The sequence below is a fragment of the Burkholderia sp. AU4i genome, from assembly GCF_000466765.1.
GTDB classification, from domain to species: Bacteria; Pseudomonadota; Gammaproteobacteria; order Burkholderiales; family Burkholderiaceae; genus Burkholderia; species Burkholderia cepacia.
In genome coordinates, this window is sequence record NZ_ASSI01000049.1 from 64,155 (window position 1) to 79,250 (window position 15,096).

A 15,096-nucleotide genomic window follows, 5' to 3' on the forward strand; every position below is an offset into this window, starting at 1 on the left:
GCCCGGCCGGGCTGGCGCCGCGTGGCATCATTCGCCGAACAGCGTGCCGAGCGTCTCGGCCGCGTTGCTGTCGATGGTGTTGTAGGTCACGCTGGTGGCCTCGAAGATGTAGACGGTCGTATACCGGCCGAGGCGCTCCAGGATTTCCTCCTGCAGCGATTCAGGCACGACGTTCATGTTCAGGTACCATGCCGTCGACGACAGCCGCGTCTGGAACGACCCGTATTCCTGCATCAATTCGTAGAACGCGTCGGCATCCTGATCGCGGCAGACGATCACCAAGTTTCCTGCCATTCCCTTTCCTCCCGCTCGTCGATCGATCCCCAGGGCCTGCGGACACCGGGAACGCGCATGCGTTGCCATCGGTACGGCCGCAACCGACCCCCAGGGGCCAGCCCCGATCATACCCGCTTAGTCGTATCGGGCCGATGATGCCCGACATGGTTTGCGCGTGCGTGCGGCGGGCGGGTTCCCGGCCGGGCCGGATCACGGCATAATTCGGGCCTGCGTGCCGGCCGAAGGAGTGCGGCCGGGCTGCTTGTACCGCGCACCCGTCATTCGCCCGCGCGCCAGGCACGATCCGTGCGCCGCCTGCGCCGTTCCCGGACGGTTGTACCTGAAATACAGGTTGGTGTAGTGTCGTGCCGTCGCGGGCCGGCTCGTCCGGCGCGCGGCAGCGCGTGCACGCACGGCGCACCGCGCTCGCGCGCGATCGTCAGTCAATCGAATTACCGCACCCGTGCGCTTTGCCATGAATCAACATCGACTGCCGGCTTCGTTCGGCCTTACCGGGGAGGGCGCCTGATGGACGTCGGATTCTTCAATCCGAACCGGACCGCCAACGCGTCCGCATGGCGCGTTCTGCCGAACCGGTGGGATTTCATCGCGTTTCCGCTGATCATCTGCCTGATCGCGATGGCGGTCGTCGGTTTCCACGAAACGATGGCGCCGATCGGCACCCTGCAGACGCAGAAGATCTCGCTCGACCCGTCGAACCTGCCCGAATACGCGTTGCGCACCACGCTGCGGATGCTCGCCGCGATGGTCGCGTCGCTCGCGTTCACGCTCGTCTACGGCACGCTCGCGGCCAAGAGCCGCCGTGCCGGCATGGTGCTGATCCCGATCCTCGACATCCTGCAGTCGGTGCCGGTGCTCGGCTTCATCTCGTTCACCGTCACGTTCTTCCTCGCGCTGTTCCCGAGCCGCGTGCTCGGCGCCGAGCTCGCGGCGATCTTCGCGATCTTCACGAGCCAGGCGTGGAACATGACGTTCAGCTTCTACCAGTCGCTGCGCACGGTGCCGCGCGACCTCGACGAAGTGTCGCGAGGCTTTCACCTGACGTCCTGGCAGCGCTTCTGGAAGCTCGAAGTGCCGTTCTCGATGCCCGGCCTGATCTGGAACATGATGATGTCGATGTCGGGCGGCTGGTTCTTCGTCGTCGCGTCGGAGGCGATCACCGTCGGCAACCAGACCATCACGCTGCCGGGCATCGGCGCGTACCTCGCGCAGGCGATCTCGGACAAGAACTTCGGTGCGATCGGCTGGGTGATCCTCACGATGACCGTCGTGATCCTCGCGTACGACCAGTTCCTGTTCCGCCCGCTGATCGCGTGGGCCGACAAGTTCCGGATGGAGAACACCGCGTCGGGCGACGCGCCGCAATCCTGGCTGCTCGACCTCGTCCGCCGCACGCGCCTGATTCATCAGCTGCTCGTGCCGGCCGGCTGGTTCTTCGCGAAGGCCGCGCGGATTCCGCTGCGCCTGCCGCTGTCGGGCGCGATGCGCTTCACGCTGCCGAAAGTCGAGAAGAAGGCGTCGCGCACGGTCGACATCGCATGGGCCGCGCTCGTGCTGCTCGGCACGGCCTATATCGTGTGGCGCGTCGTCAGCTTCGTCGCGACCGGCGTGACGATGGCCGAGGTCGGCCATGTGGTCGTGCTCGGGCTCATCACGCTGCTGCGCGTGGTCGTGCTGATCGCGATCGCGTCGGTCATCTGGGTGCCGATCGGCGTGTGGATCGGGCTGCGCCCGCGGCTCGCCGAGAAGCTGCAGCCGCTCGCGCAGTTCCTTGCCGCGTTCCCGGCGAACCTTCTGTTCCCGGTGTTCGTGATCGTGATCGCGCGTTTCCACCTGAACGCCGACATCTGGCTGTCGCCGCTGATCGTGCTCGGCACGCAGTGGTATATCCTGTTCAACGTGATCGCCGGTGCGACGTCCTACCCGAACGACTATCGCGAAGCGGCGACGAACTTCCGCATCCGCGGCTGGCAGTGGTGGCGGCAGGCGATCCTGCCCGGCATCTTCCCGTACTACGTGACCGGCGCGATCACCGCATCGGGCGGCGCGTGGAACGCGAGCATCGTGTCGGAAGCCGTGCAGTGGGGCAATACCAGGATCGAGGCGCACGGCCTCGGTGCCTATATCGCGCAGACCACCGCCGCCGGCGATTTTCCGAAGATCATCCTGGGCATCGCCGTGATGTCCCTGTTCGTTACCCTGTTCAACCGCCTGCTGTGGCGTCCGCTGTATGCCTTCGCCGAGGCGAAGCTGCGGCTCGACTGAGACCGATTGAGAGCGAAACGCGATGCACAATCCGAATGCTGTAAACGCCCCCGTCCAGACGAACCAGCCGCCGCGCCTCGGTGAGGAAATCCTGCGCGTCGATCACGTCTGTCGCGGCTTCAACAAGACGCAGGGCGAGCTGCTCGTGCTCGACGATGCGAACCTGTCGCTGCGCGAAGGCGAGATTGTCGGCCTGCTCGGCCGTTCCGGCTCGGGCAAGTCGACGCTGCTGCGCATCATCGCCGGGCTGATCGAGCCGACCGGCGGCGAGGTGACCTACCTCGGCAAGCCGCTGCGCGGCCCGGCCGAAGGCGTCGCGATGGTGTTCCAGACCTTCGCGCTGTTCCCGTGGCTCACCGTGCTGCAGAACGTGGAAGCCGGGCTGGAGGCGCTCGGCGTCGGCGCACGCGAGCGGCGCGAGCGTGCGCTCGCCGCGATCGACCTGATCGGTCTCGACGGTTTCGAGAACGCGTACCCGCGCGAGCTGTCGGGCGGCATGCGCCAACGTGTGGGCTTTGCGCGCGCGCTCGTCGTCGATCCGACGATCCTGCTGATGGACGAGCCGTTCTCCGCGCTCGACGTGCTGACCGCCGAGACGCTGCGTACCGACCTGCTCGACCTGTGGACGCAGGGCCGCATGCCGATCAAGTCGGTGCTGATCGTCACGCACAACATCGAGGAAGCGGTGTTCATGTGCGACCGGATCCTCGTGCTGTCGTCGAACCCGGGCCGCGTGATCGCCGAGATCAAGGTGCCGTTCAAGCATCCGCGCAACCGGCTCGACCCGGCGTTCCGCAAGCTCGTCGACGACATCTACGCGAAGATGACGGCGCGGCAGACCGGCGAAGCGACGAAGAAGGGGCTCGAGCTCGGCAGCTGGCTGCCGCAGGTGTCGACCAACCTGATGGCCGGCCTGATCGAGACGCTCGCGATGGCGCCGTACCACGGTCGCGCCGACATGCCGGAAATCGCGCGTACGCTGCACCTCGAGGTCGACGACCTGTTCCCGATCGCCGAAGTGCTGCAATACCTCGGCTTCGCGGACGTGCGGGAAGGGGACGTGTTCCTGACGCCGCCGGGGCGCGTGTTCGCGGAATTCGGCACGCAGGAGCGCAAGTTGATGTTCGCGGATCACCTGCTGAAGCACGTGCCGCTCGCTGCGCGGATCAAGAAGGTGCTGAACGAGCGCCCCGGCCATCGCGCGCCGCGCGTGCGCTTCGAGCAGGAGCTGGAGGATTTCCTGTCGGACGGTGCCGCCGAGGAAACGCTCGACGCGGTGATCGACTGGGGGCGTTACGGCGAGATCTTCTCGTACAACGACCAGACGGAGATTTTCAGTCTCGAGGACGTCGAGTCCTGATGCTGGCGGGGCGACTCTGGCGCATCCCGCCGGAATCGCCCGGATGCCCCGAGCGGCTTGATGCTGCCGTCGCGGGCCAAGGGCCGCGGCCCGACCCCGGCGTTCGCAACGGGCGCCCGGCCATGGATACCTGATTGTCGGATCGTGCGCCTGCCGGAAGCGCTGAGAATGGTGTTCGGCGACGATGCCGCGTCCAGTTTCACTCTTCGGCGACAACGCTTCGTTCACCTCGGACACCGTTCTCCACTTCACCACGTATTGAATGCCTGCCGCGTCGGTGCGGTGTGCTTCGACGCGCGATCACGCTCGTCGATCGGCAATAGATATTACGGATTGATCTGCTGATCGATCGGGCTGCTTTCGACACTGAACATTAAATCCTGACATCCGGGATTGACGGCATCCTTCCGACGATTCTTGCTGAATTGGGTCGAATGGAAATGGTAGCCCCTGACGTCATGCGAGCTGCGTTCAATCAACGAACAGGCGCGTCGATTTGATTGTATCGAGGGAGAGCGTTGGTTGGCCGACCTCTCAAGGTTGGCCAAACTACATTTTCGGCGGTTGAATGGAATGACCGATAAAAAGCCGGATTTTTTAGCGATCCGCATAGGGCATGTCGCTATACAGAAGTGTCGGCGTTACCGTCTTCGCGCAATAGGCGCATGGTTTCCGCGGCGATATGAACTTTCGTGATTCCCTTCCAAATCGTCTCGGCGCCGGGTTCGCCGTCGCTCTTGCGAGCGAGGAAACCACCGAGGCGTGCGACCAAGCGCAATACCTCGTTGAGCGTGGGTTGGGCAGATCGAGGTGTTTTCGTGAGCAAGTACGCAGCCGATTTCATCGGGATCGAAGAACAGACGCGGGTCCAAATCAGGACAGGTTCGACCCAGCCGCATCAGGTGTGTCACGCGCCAAGCCACCACCAGAAACAGCGCCAATGCGCGCTCGAGTCGTTCAATCGAGTCCAACTGCAACTCTTCGACCTGACAGTCGTTCTTCAGAACGTTGAACAGGATCTCGATTTCCCATCTGGCCCGATACCACTCGATCAATTCGGTCGCTTCATCCAGCGTGCTCGCGACGCGGTTGGTCGGCAAGCGCTATTCGATCGGTTTGACGCCGTCAGGCGCGTCAAACTCGCGCGCGACCAGGCACGTTGCAGCGATGCTTTTTCCCTTGCTTGCTGCGGTCAACTGCATGCGCTGCAGCCACAGGCGCTGGTGAACCGTTCTGGCTTTCACACCCTGGCGGCCATCGGGAAGGCGATTTCGCCCACGGCTTCGCCGCACGTCGCGCGCTCCCACAGTCTGTCGTCCTCGGGCAAGCTGCGGTTGTGCGAGGTACGTACCAGCCAGTCGGCCGGTTTGCCCAGATCATCGGCGCGTTCCATCAGCGCGATCAGATCCGCTTCGCGGTCGGCCACATGCACCAGACGGGTCAACCCCATATCCAGCGCCATCTCGGCGATGCGCTCGTAGCCTTCGATCCAACGCAAACTTTCCTTCGGACCGCCACACTGGCCCGAATCGTCCTTCTTCTCGCGGGCCCACATCCAGGCATCTAGAATGCCCAACGGTTCGCGCTGGGGCGTTACCGCATAGGTCGGGTGAACAAACATCCCGCGCTGCGCCTCATACGTCAGCGGCCCCAAGCCGAGCGCATCCTGACCCTTAAAATCAAGCTCAGTGGTGTCTTCAAGACAGAGCACGACCTGATGCGCCTGCATTCGCTTTTGCGTCTGCTGCCAGTGCGGCTCCAGAATCGCATGCCATTGAACCTTCTCGTTATCGAAGAAGCGATATGCCGCTATCGTTTCGCCCCAACCTTGGCATGCCTGCGGCACGTTGTCCGTCGGGTCGGCCGCCATCCTTTCCATCAAAAGCCTCGCTCGCTTGTTCAGGCGCGCGTCGCCAAGGTCCAGTTGCTCGAATTCCATTTGCGTCCAGCGCGTCGATTCGGTGACCAAGGCGTGCGCTCAAAAGCGGAGAGTAAACGCGAAACACCGACAGTTTACAAGCGCTGCTCTATGTCATTGAAAGTAAACGAGCTCTTTCGCCGTCGCGGAACGACAGCGACGTTGTGTATAACGACATGGGGATAGCCCCCGCTGGCTGTCTATTTTAATAAGCTTACCGCGCAGCACTTCGTGAGTGCCGCGAACCGTGCAAGATCTCGTGAAGCATGCCAGGAAGTTTGAACGCAACATTCAAAATCAGGAAAGACAGTGACCAGTAAAGCACGCAAGTTCAATTACGTCGCATTGATGATCGGCCTGTGCGCAGTTGTCTGGACGCTGATTTCGCTCAGCGACAAGCTGACCTTCATTAAATCTTCGGTTGCAACGCAAGGCACGGTCGTCCGACTGGACTATGGCGAGCGTCACCCCGAGATTTCCTTTGTAACGCAAGCTGGCGAGCACCTATCGTTTCCCGGGAGCTTTGTCTCAGTGGAAGTCGGCGATTCTGTTCCTGTCCGCTACGATCCGACCAAGCCACTTGCAACAGCGAAAGTCGATACGTTTACCAACATGTGGCTTGAGACTCTTATATCGGCCGTGTTTGCAATTGCGTTCCTGTACGCCGGGTTGACCGGAGAGTCGTTTCGGCCAAAATATGGATAAACCATGTGGATAAAGACACTGAGAGAGTCAGTGGAAATTCAAGACCGGAGCGGGCGGTGGTGTGGGTCTTGACCTGTTTCTCGCCTCGGGCGGCGTCATTGTACTTAAACCCCCTTCGGGTCAGCTCGAGCAGTTCGCATACATCGGCACAGGTATGGGGGTGTCGGTTCCCATTTTGAAGTGGCTCAAGCTGGGTAAATTCGAATTACCGAAGCTTAATGTCCGTGGGCACGGCGTTAGTGGGGCGGGCGCAACAAAAGGCTTCGACAGCGATGGCGATGTGTATATGACGGAAGCTTTCCGTGGTCAAGAATTGCAGCTCAAGAACTTTGAAGGTGGTGTGATCTATATTGATTGGTCAATTGGTTATCTTGCGGGCTGGAGCGGCACGTTTATGCTCGCAGGAATCGATCCGCGTCTGATGAAACTCGCCACGGTCCCAGTGGCGGGAGGGATTTTCATGCGGCAGGCAATCATGTCGGCACCAATTTTCATCAAAACGCAAGGTCAAATGGAAGGGCTGGCGGATTCCCTCGGTATCGGGCTCATGTTTGGCCAAATGACATATCAAGGTACGGAGCCCATTCCGAAGCAGGGGCCGGTCAGCGAATTGCCGGGCGTGAACTGATCATCGAAACGCGGATCGGTTGACGCAGCGCGACAGGCTTCCGTCGTCGCCGATTGGCTAGAGTATGGGCCGAATCCCCGGCTGAGCGGGGCGGCGCAGCAACTCCGTCCCACGTTGCGCTGATCGGAAGATCAGTTGGACGTAGCTATTCGCCGGCGCATAGGGTGCGAAGAGTCGATCGAGCACCTGGGCGAACAGGCTCAATGTGACGTCGCGTAGTGCACCATCGTCCAGCGAGACGATGATTTCCACCCCGCGCACGAACGACGGAAATTGGCTGGCTAGCGACATCCATTTGATAGCAGGCTGATAGTCAAGTCCGGTGATTGCGTCGATGCTGCGTTGTGCGATGACGTTCGCGCGTGGCGGCCGAGCGGATGAAGACATTGGCTGCGTTGCATAACCCGGACATGATCGCGGGTGGTAAGGATGTCGTCACCATGATGGGTGATCGCGGCGTAAACTCGTCCATCGGATCGCAGTGGAAGGATCGTGTAGCTGAGTTGGACGAAGCGGCGAAGAATGTCCCGGAGGCGGAGCGAGGAGGGACTAAAATGAGCGCTAAACTCAAGCGATGCAAATAGTGAGGAAGTGAAATGGATCAGTTCATGGAGAATTTTCTCGGGTTCAAGGAATTCGGCCCGGCAATCGATCGGCGTGACGTGCCCTCTGAAAAGATCGAGAAATTCCGGGGCAAGCTGCCAAACAAACTGCTGGACTACTGGCAGGAGTACGGGTGGTGCGGCTATGCCAAGGGTTTGCTCTGGACCGTCGACCCAGACGAATGGGAAGATGAGCTAGAAGCTTGGATTGGTGAGACGGAATTCATGGAGCGCGATGCGTACTACGTGATTGCGCGTACGGCTTTTGGCGAATTGATTCTATGGGGCGAAAAGACAGGCCAGTCGCTAAAAGTCATTGCGCCATATGGCATGGTCTTCCCGTCGTTCGATGATAGTAAGTTCGAAAGAAGGGAGGCGGATTTAGCAATTCAACTCTTCTTCAGTACCTGTTCGAAAGATGCGTTTGATTTCCTGGATAACGATAAGGCCCCGTTGTTTGATCGTGCGCTCGAGAAGTTGGGCCCCCTCGATCACACCACGATGTACGGGTTCGTGCCAGCGCTCGCGTTGGGCGGGACGCCGGTGCTCGAGCGGCTTCAAAGGCTCGATGCACATGTTCATCTAGATATTTTGTCTCAGGTGACGGAACTGCACGTTATGCGCGACATTGCTCAAGATGCGCGAGATGCTGGATTGCTCTAACACGATATTGCAGGTGCCACGTACGTACGCGTCAGAAACTGATCACTCGGTTAGCGTTCGATGCTTCGCTGATAACTGTGGCAGTTTCAATGGGTAAAAGAGAAGGACTGTAGTTGGGGAAAACTGCGATGAGCCGAAGTGGACGGCCTGGACCGGCCAGAGTTTCATAGACACTCACGAGCCGTTTAGCGCGTAGCGCCGCTCAAACTCAATCGGTGAAAGATCGCCGGTGGAACCATGCCGACGAACCGGGTTATAAAACATTTCGATGTAATCGAACAGGTCCGAGGTCGCGGTCGCCCGACTCGGATAGATGCGCCGCTTGATTCGCTCCTTTTTTAGGGCGCTGAAGAAGCTCTCGGCCACGGCATTGTCGTGGCAATTACCGCGCCGACTCATGCTTGGAACCATATGGTGCGCCTTCAGGTGTGCGATTCACGGACATCGTTTCACTTCTTGATGCGCCTTTTTCGTTCCGTGGTGGAGCTCGAGGCTCCGTTAGGAGACGCGAGCTCCACCACGCGCCGGTGATGTCCTGCGAGGGGCTTGTCGACGCGCCATTCACGGTGGCGAATTCGTTCTTTCGTTTCGTCCTAGGCACTTTCCAACTCCTCCGCGAGAGGCGTAATTTCGCTTAACTCCGCTATATGATCGATGGGCGTCTTGCCACCAAGTGAGCCGTGCGGGCGCCGCCAGTTATAGTCGAACTGCCACTCATCAATTCGTTGGTCGATCGCATCCCCGGTCGGTGGATGATTCGACCAGAATTCGTTGAGGTCGGCACTATAAACAGCTGAACTCTCTGCTGGCGGGTTTTGGTAACACTATGATAATTTTTGGTTTTATTTCGTGAGCAAGTATTGAGTCTCGAGGACGTCGAGACCTGATGCTGGCGGGGCGACTCTGGCGCATCCCGCCGGAATCGCCCGGATGCCCCCAGCGGCTCGATGCTGCCGTCGCGGGCCAAGGGCCCGCGGCCCGACCCCGGCGTTCGCAACGGGCGCCCGGCCATGGATACCTGATTGTCGGATCGTGCGCCTGCCGGAAGCGCTGAGAATGGTGTTCGGCGACGATGCCGCGCCCGGTTTCACTCTTCGGCGACAACGCTTCGTTCACCTCGGACACCGTCCACCACTTCACCACATGTCAGAGAGTCTCTATTCTGTCGCTGCTGGTATGCACGACCTGGTGGTCGTGTCCGTCATCGATTCGCCGAGTCCGCACGTTTTTCGCGCAAAAATCGAGCAGATCTATTCCTGCGGGAAGGGCATCACGCCGGATCGTCTCGGAACGGAGTTCGAGTTTTACAGCGGGCCTGCGACGTGGGGGAACGTACCGCTCCAGATCGGGGAGCGGGCGTTGCTCTTCGTGCATCAGGTGTCCGGTGTGTTTAACGAATATCCATGGCGCGGCCACATGGTTCTGGAGGAAATTGACGGTGAATCGTACGCCCGATTACAGATTCCCGAGTTGTGGTTGAGGGACGATCTGCCGGAAGCCGTGAAAGCTGCGGCGGCTCCTCATCCAACCAGGCGAAACGCATCGATTGTCAGGTTCGGTGCGCTCGAGAACTACCTGAAAGGGCTCATCGAGAAAGCGGTTCGCTGAGCCGGGGCGGCTTCCGGACAGCGAAGCGGATAATGCGCGTGCGAAGTTTTTGGAGCTGAATTGAATGACCGATAAGAACCCCGATTTTTCACCGATGCGCATGCGGGCACGCGGATTCGTGTCGCAGGGGCGCATCGAGGATGCGCTCGGACTGTACGGCGACATCCTGAAGGTGGCGCCGGAAGACGCGGCGACGTATGCCGATCGCGGCACGACCTTCGCGATGATCAAGAAGACAGCGCTCGCGCTGAACGATCTGAACCGGGCCATCGAGCTGGGCTACACGGATCCGTCGGCGTATTGCACGCTCGCGACGATTTACCTCGAAGGCGGCGCCTACCAGAAGTCGCTCGATTACTTCGACAAGGCGCTGAAGCTCAATCCCGACCAGCCTTTCGTCTATTTCAATCGCGCCAGGGCATACGAGACGCTGGGTGATATCAACGCGTCGATCGCCGATCTCGAGCGGTGCCTGACTTACGACCCGGACGATGCGCTGTCCGCGAAGATCAAGGAAAGGGTGGCGCAGCTTCGCGCACGTCTGTAACGGCTGCCTCCGGATGTGAAGTGTGCGGTACCCGGCCCGGAATCCGGGCGAATGGCTTGGGGAGTCGTGATGTTGAAGCGGGACAGCTTGCCGTATTCCGTGCTGCCTTCATCGTTGGCAGCATTGATCTCAGAGACTGATTTTCTGACGGCGTTCGAGAATGCGGAGTCGCAAACCGTCATCGTTTGGTATGTCGACGCGCGAATCGGTCGTCAGCACGAAATCGAGTTTTCCCCGAGGCTAGGGCGTCTGCTGTCGCGCGGCGAGCGCGAAGCGCAATTTCCGCCGGAGCGTCAGATGGTGCTGCAAGACGGGATCCGCGTGCACGTAGGCAATAGGCTCGAGGCCGATACCGACGTTCGCTATGAAACCTATACCGCACACGATCCGGTGACGTCGTCGAAGCTTGCCGTCGGCGAACAGATGTTCTTTGTGCCGTTTCTGGACGAGCCCGAGCCGGTCGTTCGGCAGGCAATCGAACGAGCGAAGTTCCTGAATACGTATGCGGGATGGAGCGCAATCGAGCGCACTCGTTATTGGGTGGGCGTGCTGTATCGTGCGCGACGCCAGACGGGGGAGTCGGGTATCAACGAAGACGAAGCCTTTCGGCCCGCAGTGTTGAAGCACATGAGGGCGGTGGATCCTGATGTCGATGACATGCTTGCGGCGGTGCTTGCCGAGCTGAGTCGAATGGAAATGATCGCCCCGGATATCATGCGGGCTGCGTTCAATCTACGTACAGGCGCATCGATCTGATCGCCCGGACCACCAGTGTGTCCGATGAGCGACGCGCATTGATTGACCGGCGCGCGGCACACCGCTCCGCTACTGCAAATTCCCCCACCGATCGACCGCCGGCTCCGCCGACGCCCACTTCCAGTGCGTGCCTTGCTGGCACGCATTCGCGAAAAACCAGTCGGCCTTGTCGCCGTCCTTCACCGAGAACGCGAATTCCTTGCACAGCGCGAGCGCCGACGAGTACGCGCGCGTGACCCGCACTTCGCCTTCGCCGTTTTCGAGCGGCAGCGTGTTCTTCACCTTCCACGGCTTCACTTCGCCGACGGCGAGACTGCCGGCCGTCTTCGCGATCGCGTCCTGCTGATTCTGATGGAGCTGCTTCATCGTGCGGTTGACGGCTTCGTCGGTCGCGGCCTGCACGGCGATCCCGACGCCGACGCCGACCGCCGGGTTCGCGGTGACGAGGCCCGTCGCCGCACCGGCCAGCGCGCCGCTCGCCGCGCCGACCGACCCGCAGCCCGACAGCGTGGCCGCCGCCGCGCACAGCGCGCCGATGGCCGCGATACGGATCGCGACGCTCATTGCAGCGAGCCCCAGCGTTCGGTCGCCGGTTCCGCCGACGCCCATTTCCACACGGGGCCGTCGCGGCAGATCGTGGCGACGTAGAACGCCGATTGCGCGGCCTTGTCGGCTTTCGCGGGCGTGTCGACCGCGAACACGATTTCCTTGCAGTCGAGCGGGCCGATGCTGATCATCCGGCTGACCGTCACGCGGCCCTGTTCGTCGTCCTCGATCGGGAACGAGTGGTGCGTCGACCACGGCGCGACGCCGCCCACGTCGAGCGGGCCGGCCGCCTTCGCGATCTGTTCCTGTGTGTAACGGTGTGCGACGCGCTGCGAGTACTGGACGCCCGCACGCGCACCGGCGACGGCGCCGAGGCCGATGCCCGTCGCGACGGCGGCGTTGTTGGTGACCTTGGAGGCGATCGCGGCACCCGCGATACCGGCGCCGGCTGTCGCGCCCTCGCTGTACAGCGAGTTGCAGCCGGACAGCAGTGCGGCCGTGGCGATCGCGGCCAGCACGACGCGCGCCGGGATGGCCCGGCGCGGCGATTCGAAACGAGTGTTCATCCCTGAGTGCAAGTCCTGTCTGGGTGAGCGGCAACGCGTGCGCGCCCTCATGCCGCGTCATTGTTTCGCAATTGTCATAGGAAAAATGCAAAGCTTTGACAAATCGCCGGACGGCATCCCGCGCGCGTACGCGCGGCGTTATTGTCGGACAGGTGGATCGGGAGGGGTCGAAACGTTACAAATTGAAGGTAATTGTTACTTTGGCGTGCAAGGAAGCGACCTAGACTTTTCAGTTATGGAATGTTTCTACGACGGCCTCGGGCCGCGCCGCACATGAGACACCCGGCCATGCGACGTTCGAAACGGTTTTCGCCCCGGCCGCCCGACGCAGGGGCGGATCGCCCGCATCCGCAGACCGACGCGCCATCGGCACCGCCTGCCGGTGCGCCCGGCGAGACGCCGTCCGACGGCGATCACAACCAGGGCGGTGCCCGCCCGGAAGGGCTCGACTATCAGCGGGATCTCGGTCAGGAGCAGGACGCCTGATGTCGTTGCCGTCGTATTCCGCCGCAGCCTTTCACACCTGCATTTCTCACGTCTGAATCGCCGCACGGCCGCCTTCGGGCCGCCGTGCCAGCCTTGGCGCGCGCCGCGCGCCAGCCCATCGAATCGAGGAGGGAAAGCCGCATGAGCAGATTGATCGTGGTATCGAACCGTGTCGCCGCCGGCGAGGACACGCGCCCGAGCGCCGGTGGCCTGGCAGTCGGCGTGATGGACGCGCTGAAGGAAACGGGCGGCGTCTGGTTCGGCTGGAACGGCGAGATCGTCGGTGCGCCGGATGCCGAGCCCGCGATCCAGCGGGACGGCAACGTGACCTATGCGACGGTCGGGCTGACCCGGCGCGACTACGACCAGTACTACCGCGGCTTCTCGAACGCGACGCTGTGGCCGGTGTTCCATTACCGCGGCGATCTCGCGCGCTTCGACCGCCAGGAGTACGCGGGCTATCTGCGCGTGAACGCGATGCTGGCGAAGCAGCTCGCCGCGCTGCTGCGCCCCGACGACCTGATCTGGGTGCACGACTATCACCTGCTGCCGTTCGCGCATTACCTGCGCGAGCTTGGCGTGAAGAATCCGATCGGCTTCTTCCTGCACATCCCGTTTCCGTCGCCCGACATGCTGCGTCTCGTGCCGCCGCACGAGGAACTCGTGAAATTCATGTGCGCATACGACGTCGCGGGCTTCCAGACCGAGGCCGACAAGCAGGCGTTCACCGACTACATCGAGCGGCGCGGGATCGGCGCGGCGAGCGACGACGGGATGCTGCACGCGCACGGGCGTGTCGTGAAGGTCGCCGCCTATCCGATCGGCGTTTATCCCGACGCGATCGCGCAGGCGGCCGTCCAGTACGGCGCGCGCAAGCCGGTGAAGATGCTGCGCGAGGCGCTCGACGGCCGCAAGCTGGTGATGAGCGTCGACCGCCTCGATTATTCGAAGGGGCTCGTCGAGCGCTTCCAGTCGTTCGAGCGGATGCTCGCGAATGCGCCCGGCTGGCAGGGGCGCGTGTCGCTGCTGCAGATCGCGCCGCCGACGCGTTCCGACGTGCAGACCTATCAGCACATTCGCGAAACGCTCGAAGGCGAGGCCGGCCGCATCAACGGCCGCTTCTCGCAGCTCGACTGGACGCCGATCCAGTACCTGAACCGCAAGTACGAGCGCAACCTGCTGATGGCGTTCTTCCGGATGTCGCAGGTCGGCTACGTGACGCCGTTGCGCGACGGGATGAACCTCGTCGCGAAGGAGTACGTGGCATCGCAGGATCCGGCCGATCCGGGGGTGCTCGTGCTGTCGGAGTTCGCGGGCGCGGCGGCCGAGCTGACCGGTGCGCTCCTCGTCAATCCGTACGACCTGTCGCAGATGGCCGAGGCGCTCGAGCGCGCGCTGTCGATGCCGCTCGCGGAGCGGCAGGCGCGCCACGAGGAGAACCTCGCGCGGCTGCGCGGGAACGACCTGTCGGTCTGGCGCGATACGTTCGTCGCCGACTTGCGCAGTGTCGCGGCCGCCGCGTCGGTCACGCGGCGCGCGGGCCGGCGGGGCGTGCATGCGTGAGGTCGTACAGGGGCCCGGCGCCGCCGACGACACGAGCGACGACGCCACCCGCCGCTTTTTCGTCGTGACCGGTGGCCCGGGTTCGGGCAAGAGCACGCTGCTCGATGCGCTCGAGCGCGCCGGTTGCGCGCGCTCGCAGGAAGCCGGGCGGGGCGTGATCCGCGACCAGATGGCGATCGACGGTCACGCGTTGCCGTGGCGCGACCCGGCCGCGTTTGCCGAGCTGATGCTGAGCTGGGAGATGCGCTCGTACGATCTCGCGCGGCATGCGCGCGGGCCTGTGTTCTTCGATCGCGGCGTGCCGGACGTGATCGGCTATCTGCGGCTGACGGGGCTGGCCGTGCCCGCGCATGCGGAGGCCGCGGCCAACCGTTTCCGCTATCACCCGCGCGTGTTCATCGCGCCGCCGTGGCCGGACATCTATGCGCAGGACACCGAGCGCCGGCAGGATTTCGCGGAAGCCGTGCGCACCTACGACGCGATGGTCGAGTGCTATACGTCGTACGGCTATCGGCTGATCGAACTGCCGCGCGAGAGCGTGCAGGCGCGTGTGCGTTTCGTGATGGACGCGCTCGACGCCGAATGA

General features: G+C 62.4%; 16 protein-coding genes and 3 pseudogenes. 12 read left to right on the plus strand and 7 right to left on the minus strand.

Annotated elements, in window-relative coordinates:
• Positions 1-27: 27 nt before the first annotated feature.
• On the minus strand, positions 28-294 hold the full coding sequence (locus L810_RS11310) for a double-stranded DNA-specific endonuclease (RefSeq protein ID WP_027786765.1): 267 nt from the start codon (positions 292-294) through the stop codon (positions 28-30).
• A gap of 510 nt (positions 295-804) precedes the next feature.
• Between L810_RS11310 and L810_RS11315 the strand changes: the two genes are divergently transcribed.
• Positions 805-2,562, plus strand: coding sequence for an ABC transporter permease (locus L810_RS11315; protein ID WP_021158500.1), 1,758 nt, complete (start codon positions 805-807; stop codon positions 2,560-2,562).
• A 22-nt stretch (positions 2,563-2,584) separates the two neighbouring features.
• Entirely contained in the window at positions 2,585-3,922 is a 1,338-nt protein-coding gene (locus tag L810_RS11320; protein WP_021158501.1) for an ABC transporter ATP-binding protein, read from the plus strand.
• Between the two features lie 622 nt (positions 3,923-4,544).
• On the opposite strand, the pseudogene L810_RS11325 reads toward L810_RS11320, so the two are convergent.
• Positions 4,545-5,861: pseudogene (locus L810_RS11325) on the minus strand (IS4 family transposase).
• Positions 5,862-6,149: 288 nt separating this feature from the next.
• Between L810_RS11325 and L810_RS43945 the strand changes: the two are divergent.
• Together L810_RS43945 and L810_RS43950 are read left to right on the plus strand one after the other, a co-directional pair.
• Positions 6,150-6,545 carry a DUF3592 domain-containing protein gene (locus tag L810_RS43945; protein WP_021158507.1) on the plus strand — a complete coding sequence of 132 codons (396 nt, stop codon included), beginning with the start codon at positions 6,150-6,152 and terminating at the stop codon, positions 6,543-6,545.
• 61 nt (positions 6,546-6,606) lie between these two features.
• On the plus strand, positions 6,607-7,173 hold the full coding sequence (locus L810_RS43950) for a hypothetical protein (RefSeq protein ID WP_051392223.1): 567 nt from the start codon (positions 6,607-6,609) through the stop codon (positions 7,171-7,173).
• 57 nt (positions 7,174-7,230) lie between these two features.
• On the opposite strand, the gene L810_RS11340 is transcribed toward L810_RS43950, so the two are convergent.
• On the minus strand, positions 7,231-7,560 hold the full coding sequence (locus tag L810_RS11340; protein ID WP_021158509.1) for a type VI secretion system baseplate subunit TssF: 330 nt from the start codon (positions 7,558-7,560) through the stop codon (positions 7,231-7,233).
• Positions 7,561-7,583: 23 nt separating this feature from the next.
• On the opposite strand from L810_RS11340, the gene L810_RS49750 reads away from it, so the two are divergent.
• Complete coding sequence (locus L810_RS49750; protein ID WP_373453096.1) at positions 7,584-7,757, plus strand: polymorphic toxin type 15 domain-containing protein; 174 nt, start codon at positions 7,584-7,586, stop codon at positions 7,755-7,757.
• Positions 7,758-7,769: 12 nt separating this feature from the next.
• Entirely contained in the window at positions 7,770-8,438 is a 669-nt protein-coding gene (locus tag L810_RS11350) for a GAD-like domain-containing protein (protein ID WP_042974085.1), read from the plus strand.
• Between the two features lie 174 nt (positions 8,439-8,612).
• Here the strand turns inward: L810_RS11350 and L810_RS11355 are convergent.
• Together L810_RS11355 and L810_RS45030 are read right to left on the minus strand one after the other, a co-directional pair.
• A pseudogene (locus tag L810_RS11355) lies at positions 8,613-8,864 on the minus strand (IS3 family transposase); the annotation flags it as partial.
• A gap of 23 nt (positions 8,865-8,887) precedes the next feature.
• Positions 8,888-9,244, minus strand: a pseudogene (locus tag L810_RS45030) (integrase core domain-containing protein); the annotation flags it as partial.
• Positions 9,245-9,470: 226 nt separating this feature from the next.
• On the opposite strand from L810_RS45030, the gene L810_RS11360 reads away from it, so the two are divergent.
• From L810_RS11360 to L810_RS11370, 3 genes are all read left to right on the plus strand, one after another.
• Positions 9,471-10,046, plus strand: a complete 576-nt coding sequence (locus L810_RS11360; RefSeq protein ID WP_155631582.1) for a hypothetical protein — start codon at positions 9,471-9,473, stop codon at positions 10,044-10,046.
• A gap of 64 nt (positions 10,047-10,110) precedes the next feature.
• On the plus strand, positions 10,111-10,593 hold the full coding sequence (locus L810_RS11365; protein WP_048028495.1) for a tetratricopeptide repeat protein: 483 nt from the start codon (positions 10,111-10,113) through the stop codon (positions 10,591-10,593).
• Positions 10,594-10,662: 69 nt separating this feature from the next.
• Positions 10,663-11,349, plus strand: coding sequence for a hypothetical protein (locus L810_RS11370; protein WP_042974092.1), 687 nt, complete (start codon positions 10,663-10,665; stop codon positions 11,347-11,349).
• A 69-nt stretch (positions 11,350-11,418) separates the two neighbouring features.
• Here the strand turns inward: L810_RS11370 and L810_RS11375 are convergent, their stop codons facing one another.
• The gene (locus L810_RS11375) at positions 11,419-11,913 is read right to left on the minus strand and encodes a hypothetical protein (protein WP_021158515.1); all 495 of its coding nucleotides are present in this window, start codon (positions 11,911-11,913) and stop codon (positions 11,419-11,421) included.
• The gene (locus L810_RS11380; RefSeq protein WP_021158516.1) at positions 11,910-12,461 is read right to left on the minus strand and encodes a hypothetical protein; all 552 of its coding nucleotides are present in this window, start codon (positions 12,459-12,461) and stop codon (positions 11,910-11,912) included. Before L810_RS11380 ends, L810_RS11375 begins: the two co-directional genes overlap by 4 nt.
• A 288-nt stretch (positions 12,462-12,749) precedes the next feature.
• Here L810_RS11380 and L810_RS45035 point away from each other — a divergent pair, with 288 nt between their 5' ends.
• The 3 genes from L810_RS45035 (at position 12,750) to L810_RS11390 (ending at position 15,096) form a co-directional block, all read left to right on the plus strand.
• Positions 12,750-12,947: a hypothetical protein gene (locus L810_RS45035; RefSeq protein WP_021158517.1), complete on the plus strand. Its 198-nt coding sequence runs from the start codon at positions 12,750-12,752 to the stop codon at positions 12,945-12,947.
• A 141-nt stretch (positions 12,948-13,088) separates the two neighbouring features.
• Positions 13,089-14,510: an alpha,alpha-trehalose-phosphate synthase (UDP-forming) gene (otsA, locus tag L810_RS11385; RefSeq protein ID WP_021158518.1), complete on the plus strand. Its 1,422-nt coding sequence runs from the start codon at positions 13,089-13,091 to the stop codon at positions 14,508-14,510.
• Entirely contained in the window at positions 14,503-15,096 is a 594-nt protein-coding gene (locus L810_RS11390; protein ID WP_021158519.1) for an AAA family ATPase, read from the plus strand. The genes otsA and L810_RS11390 overlap by 8 nt, the downstream gene beginning before the upstream one ends.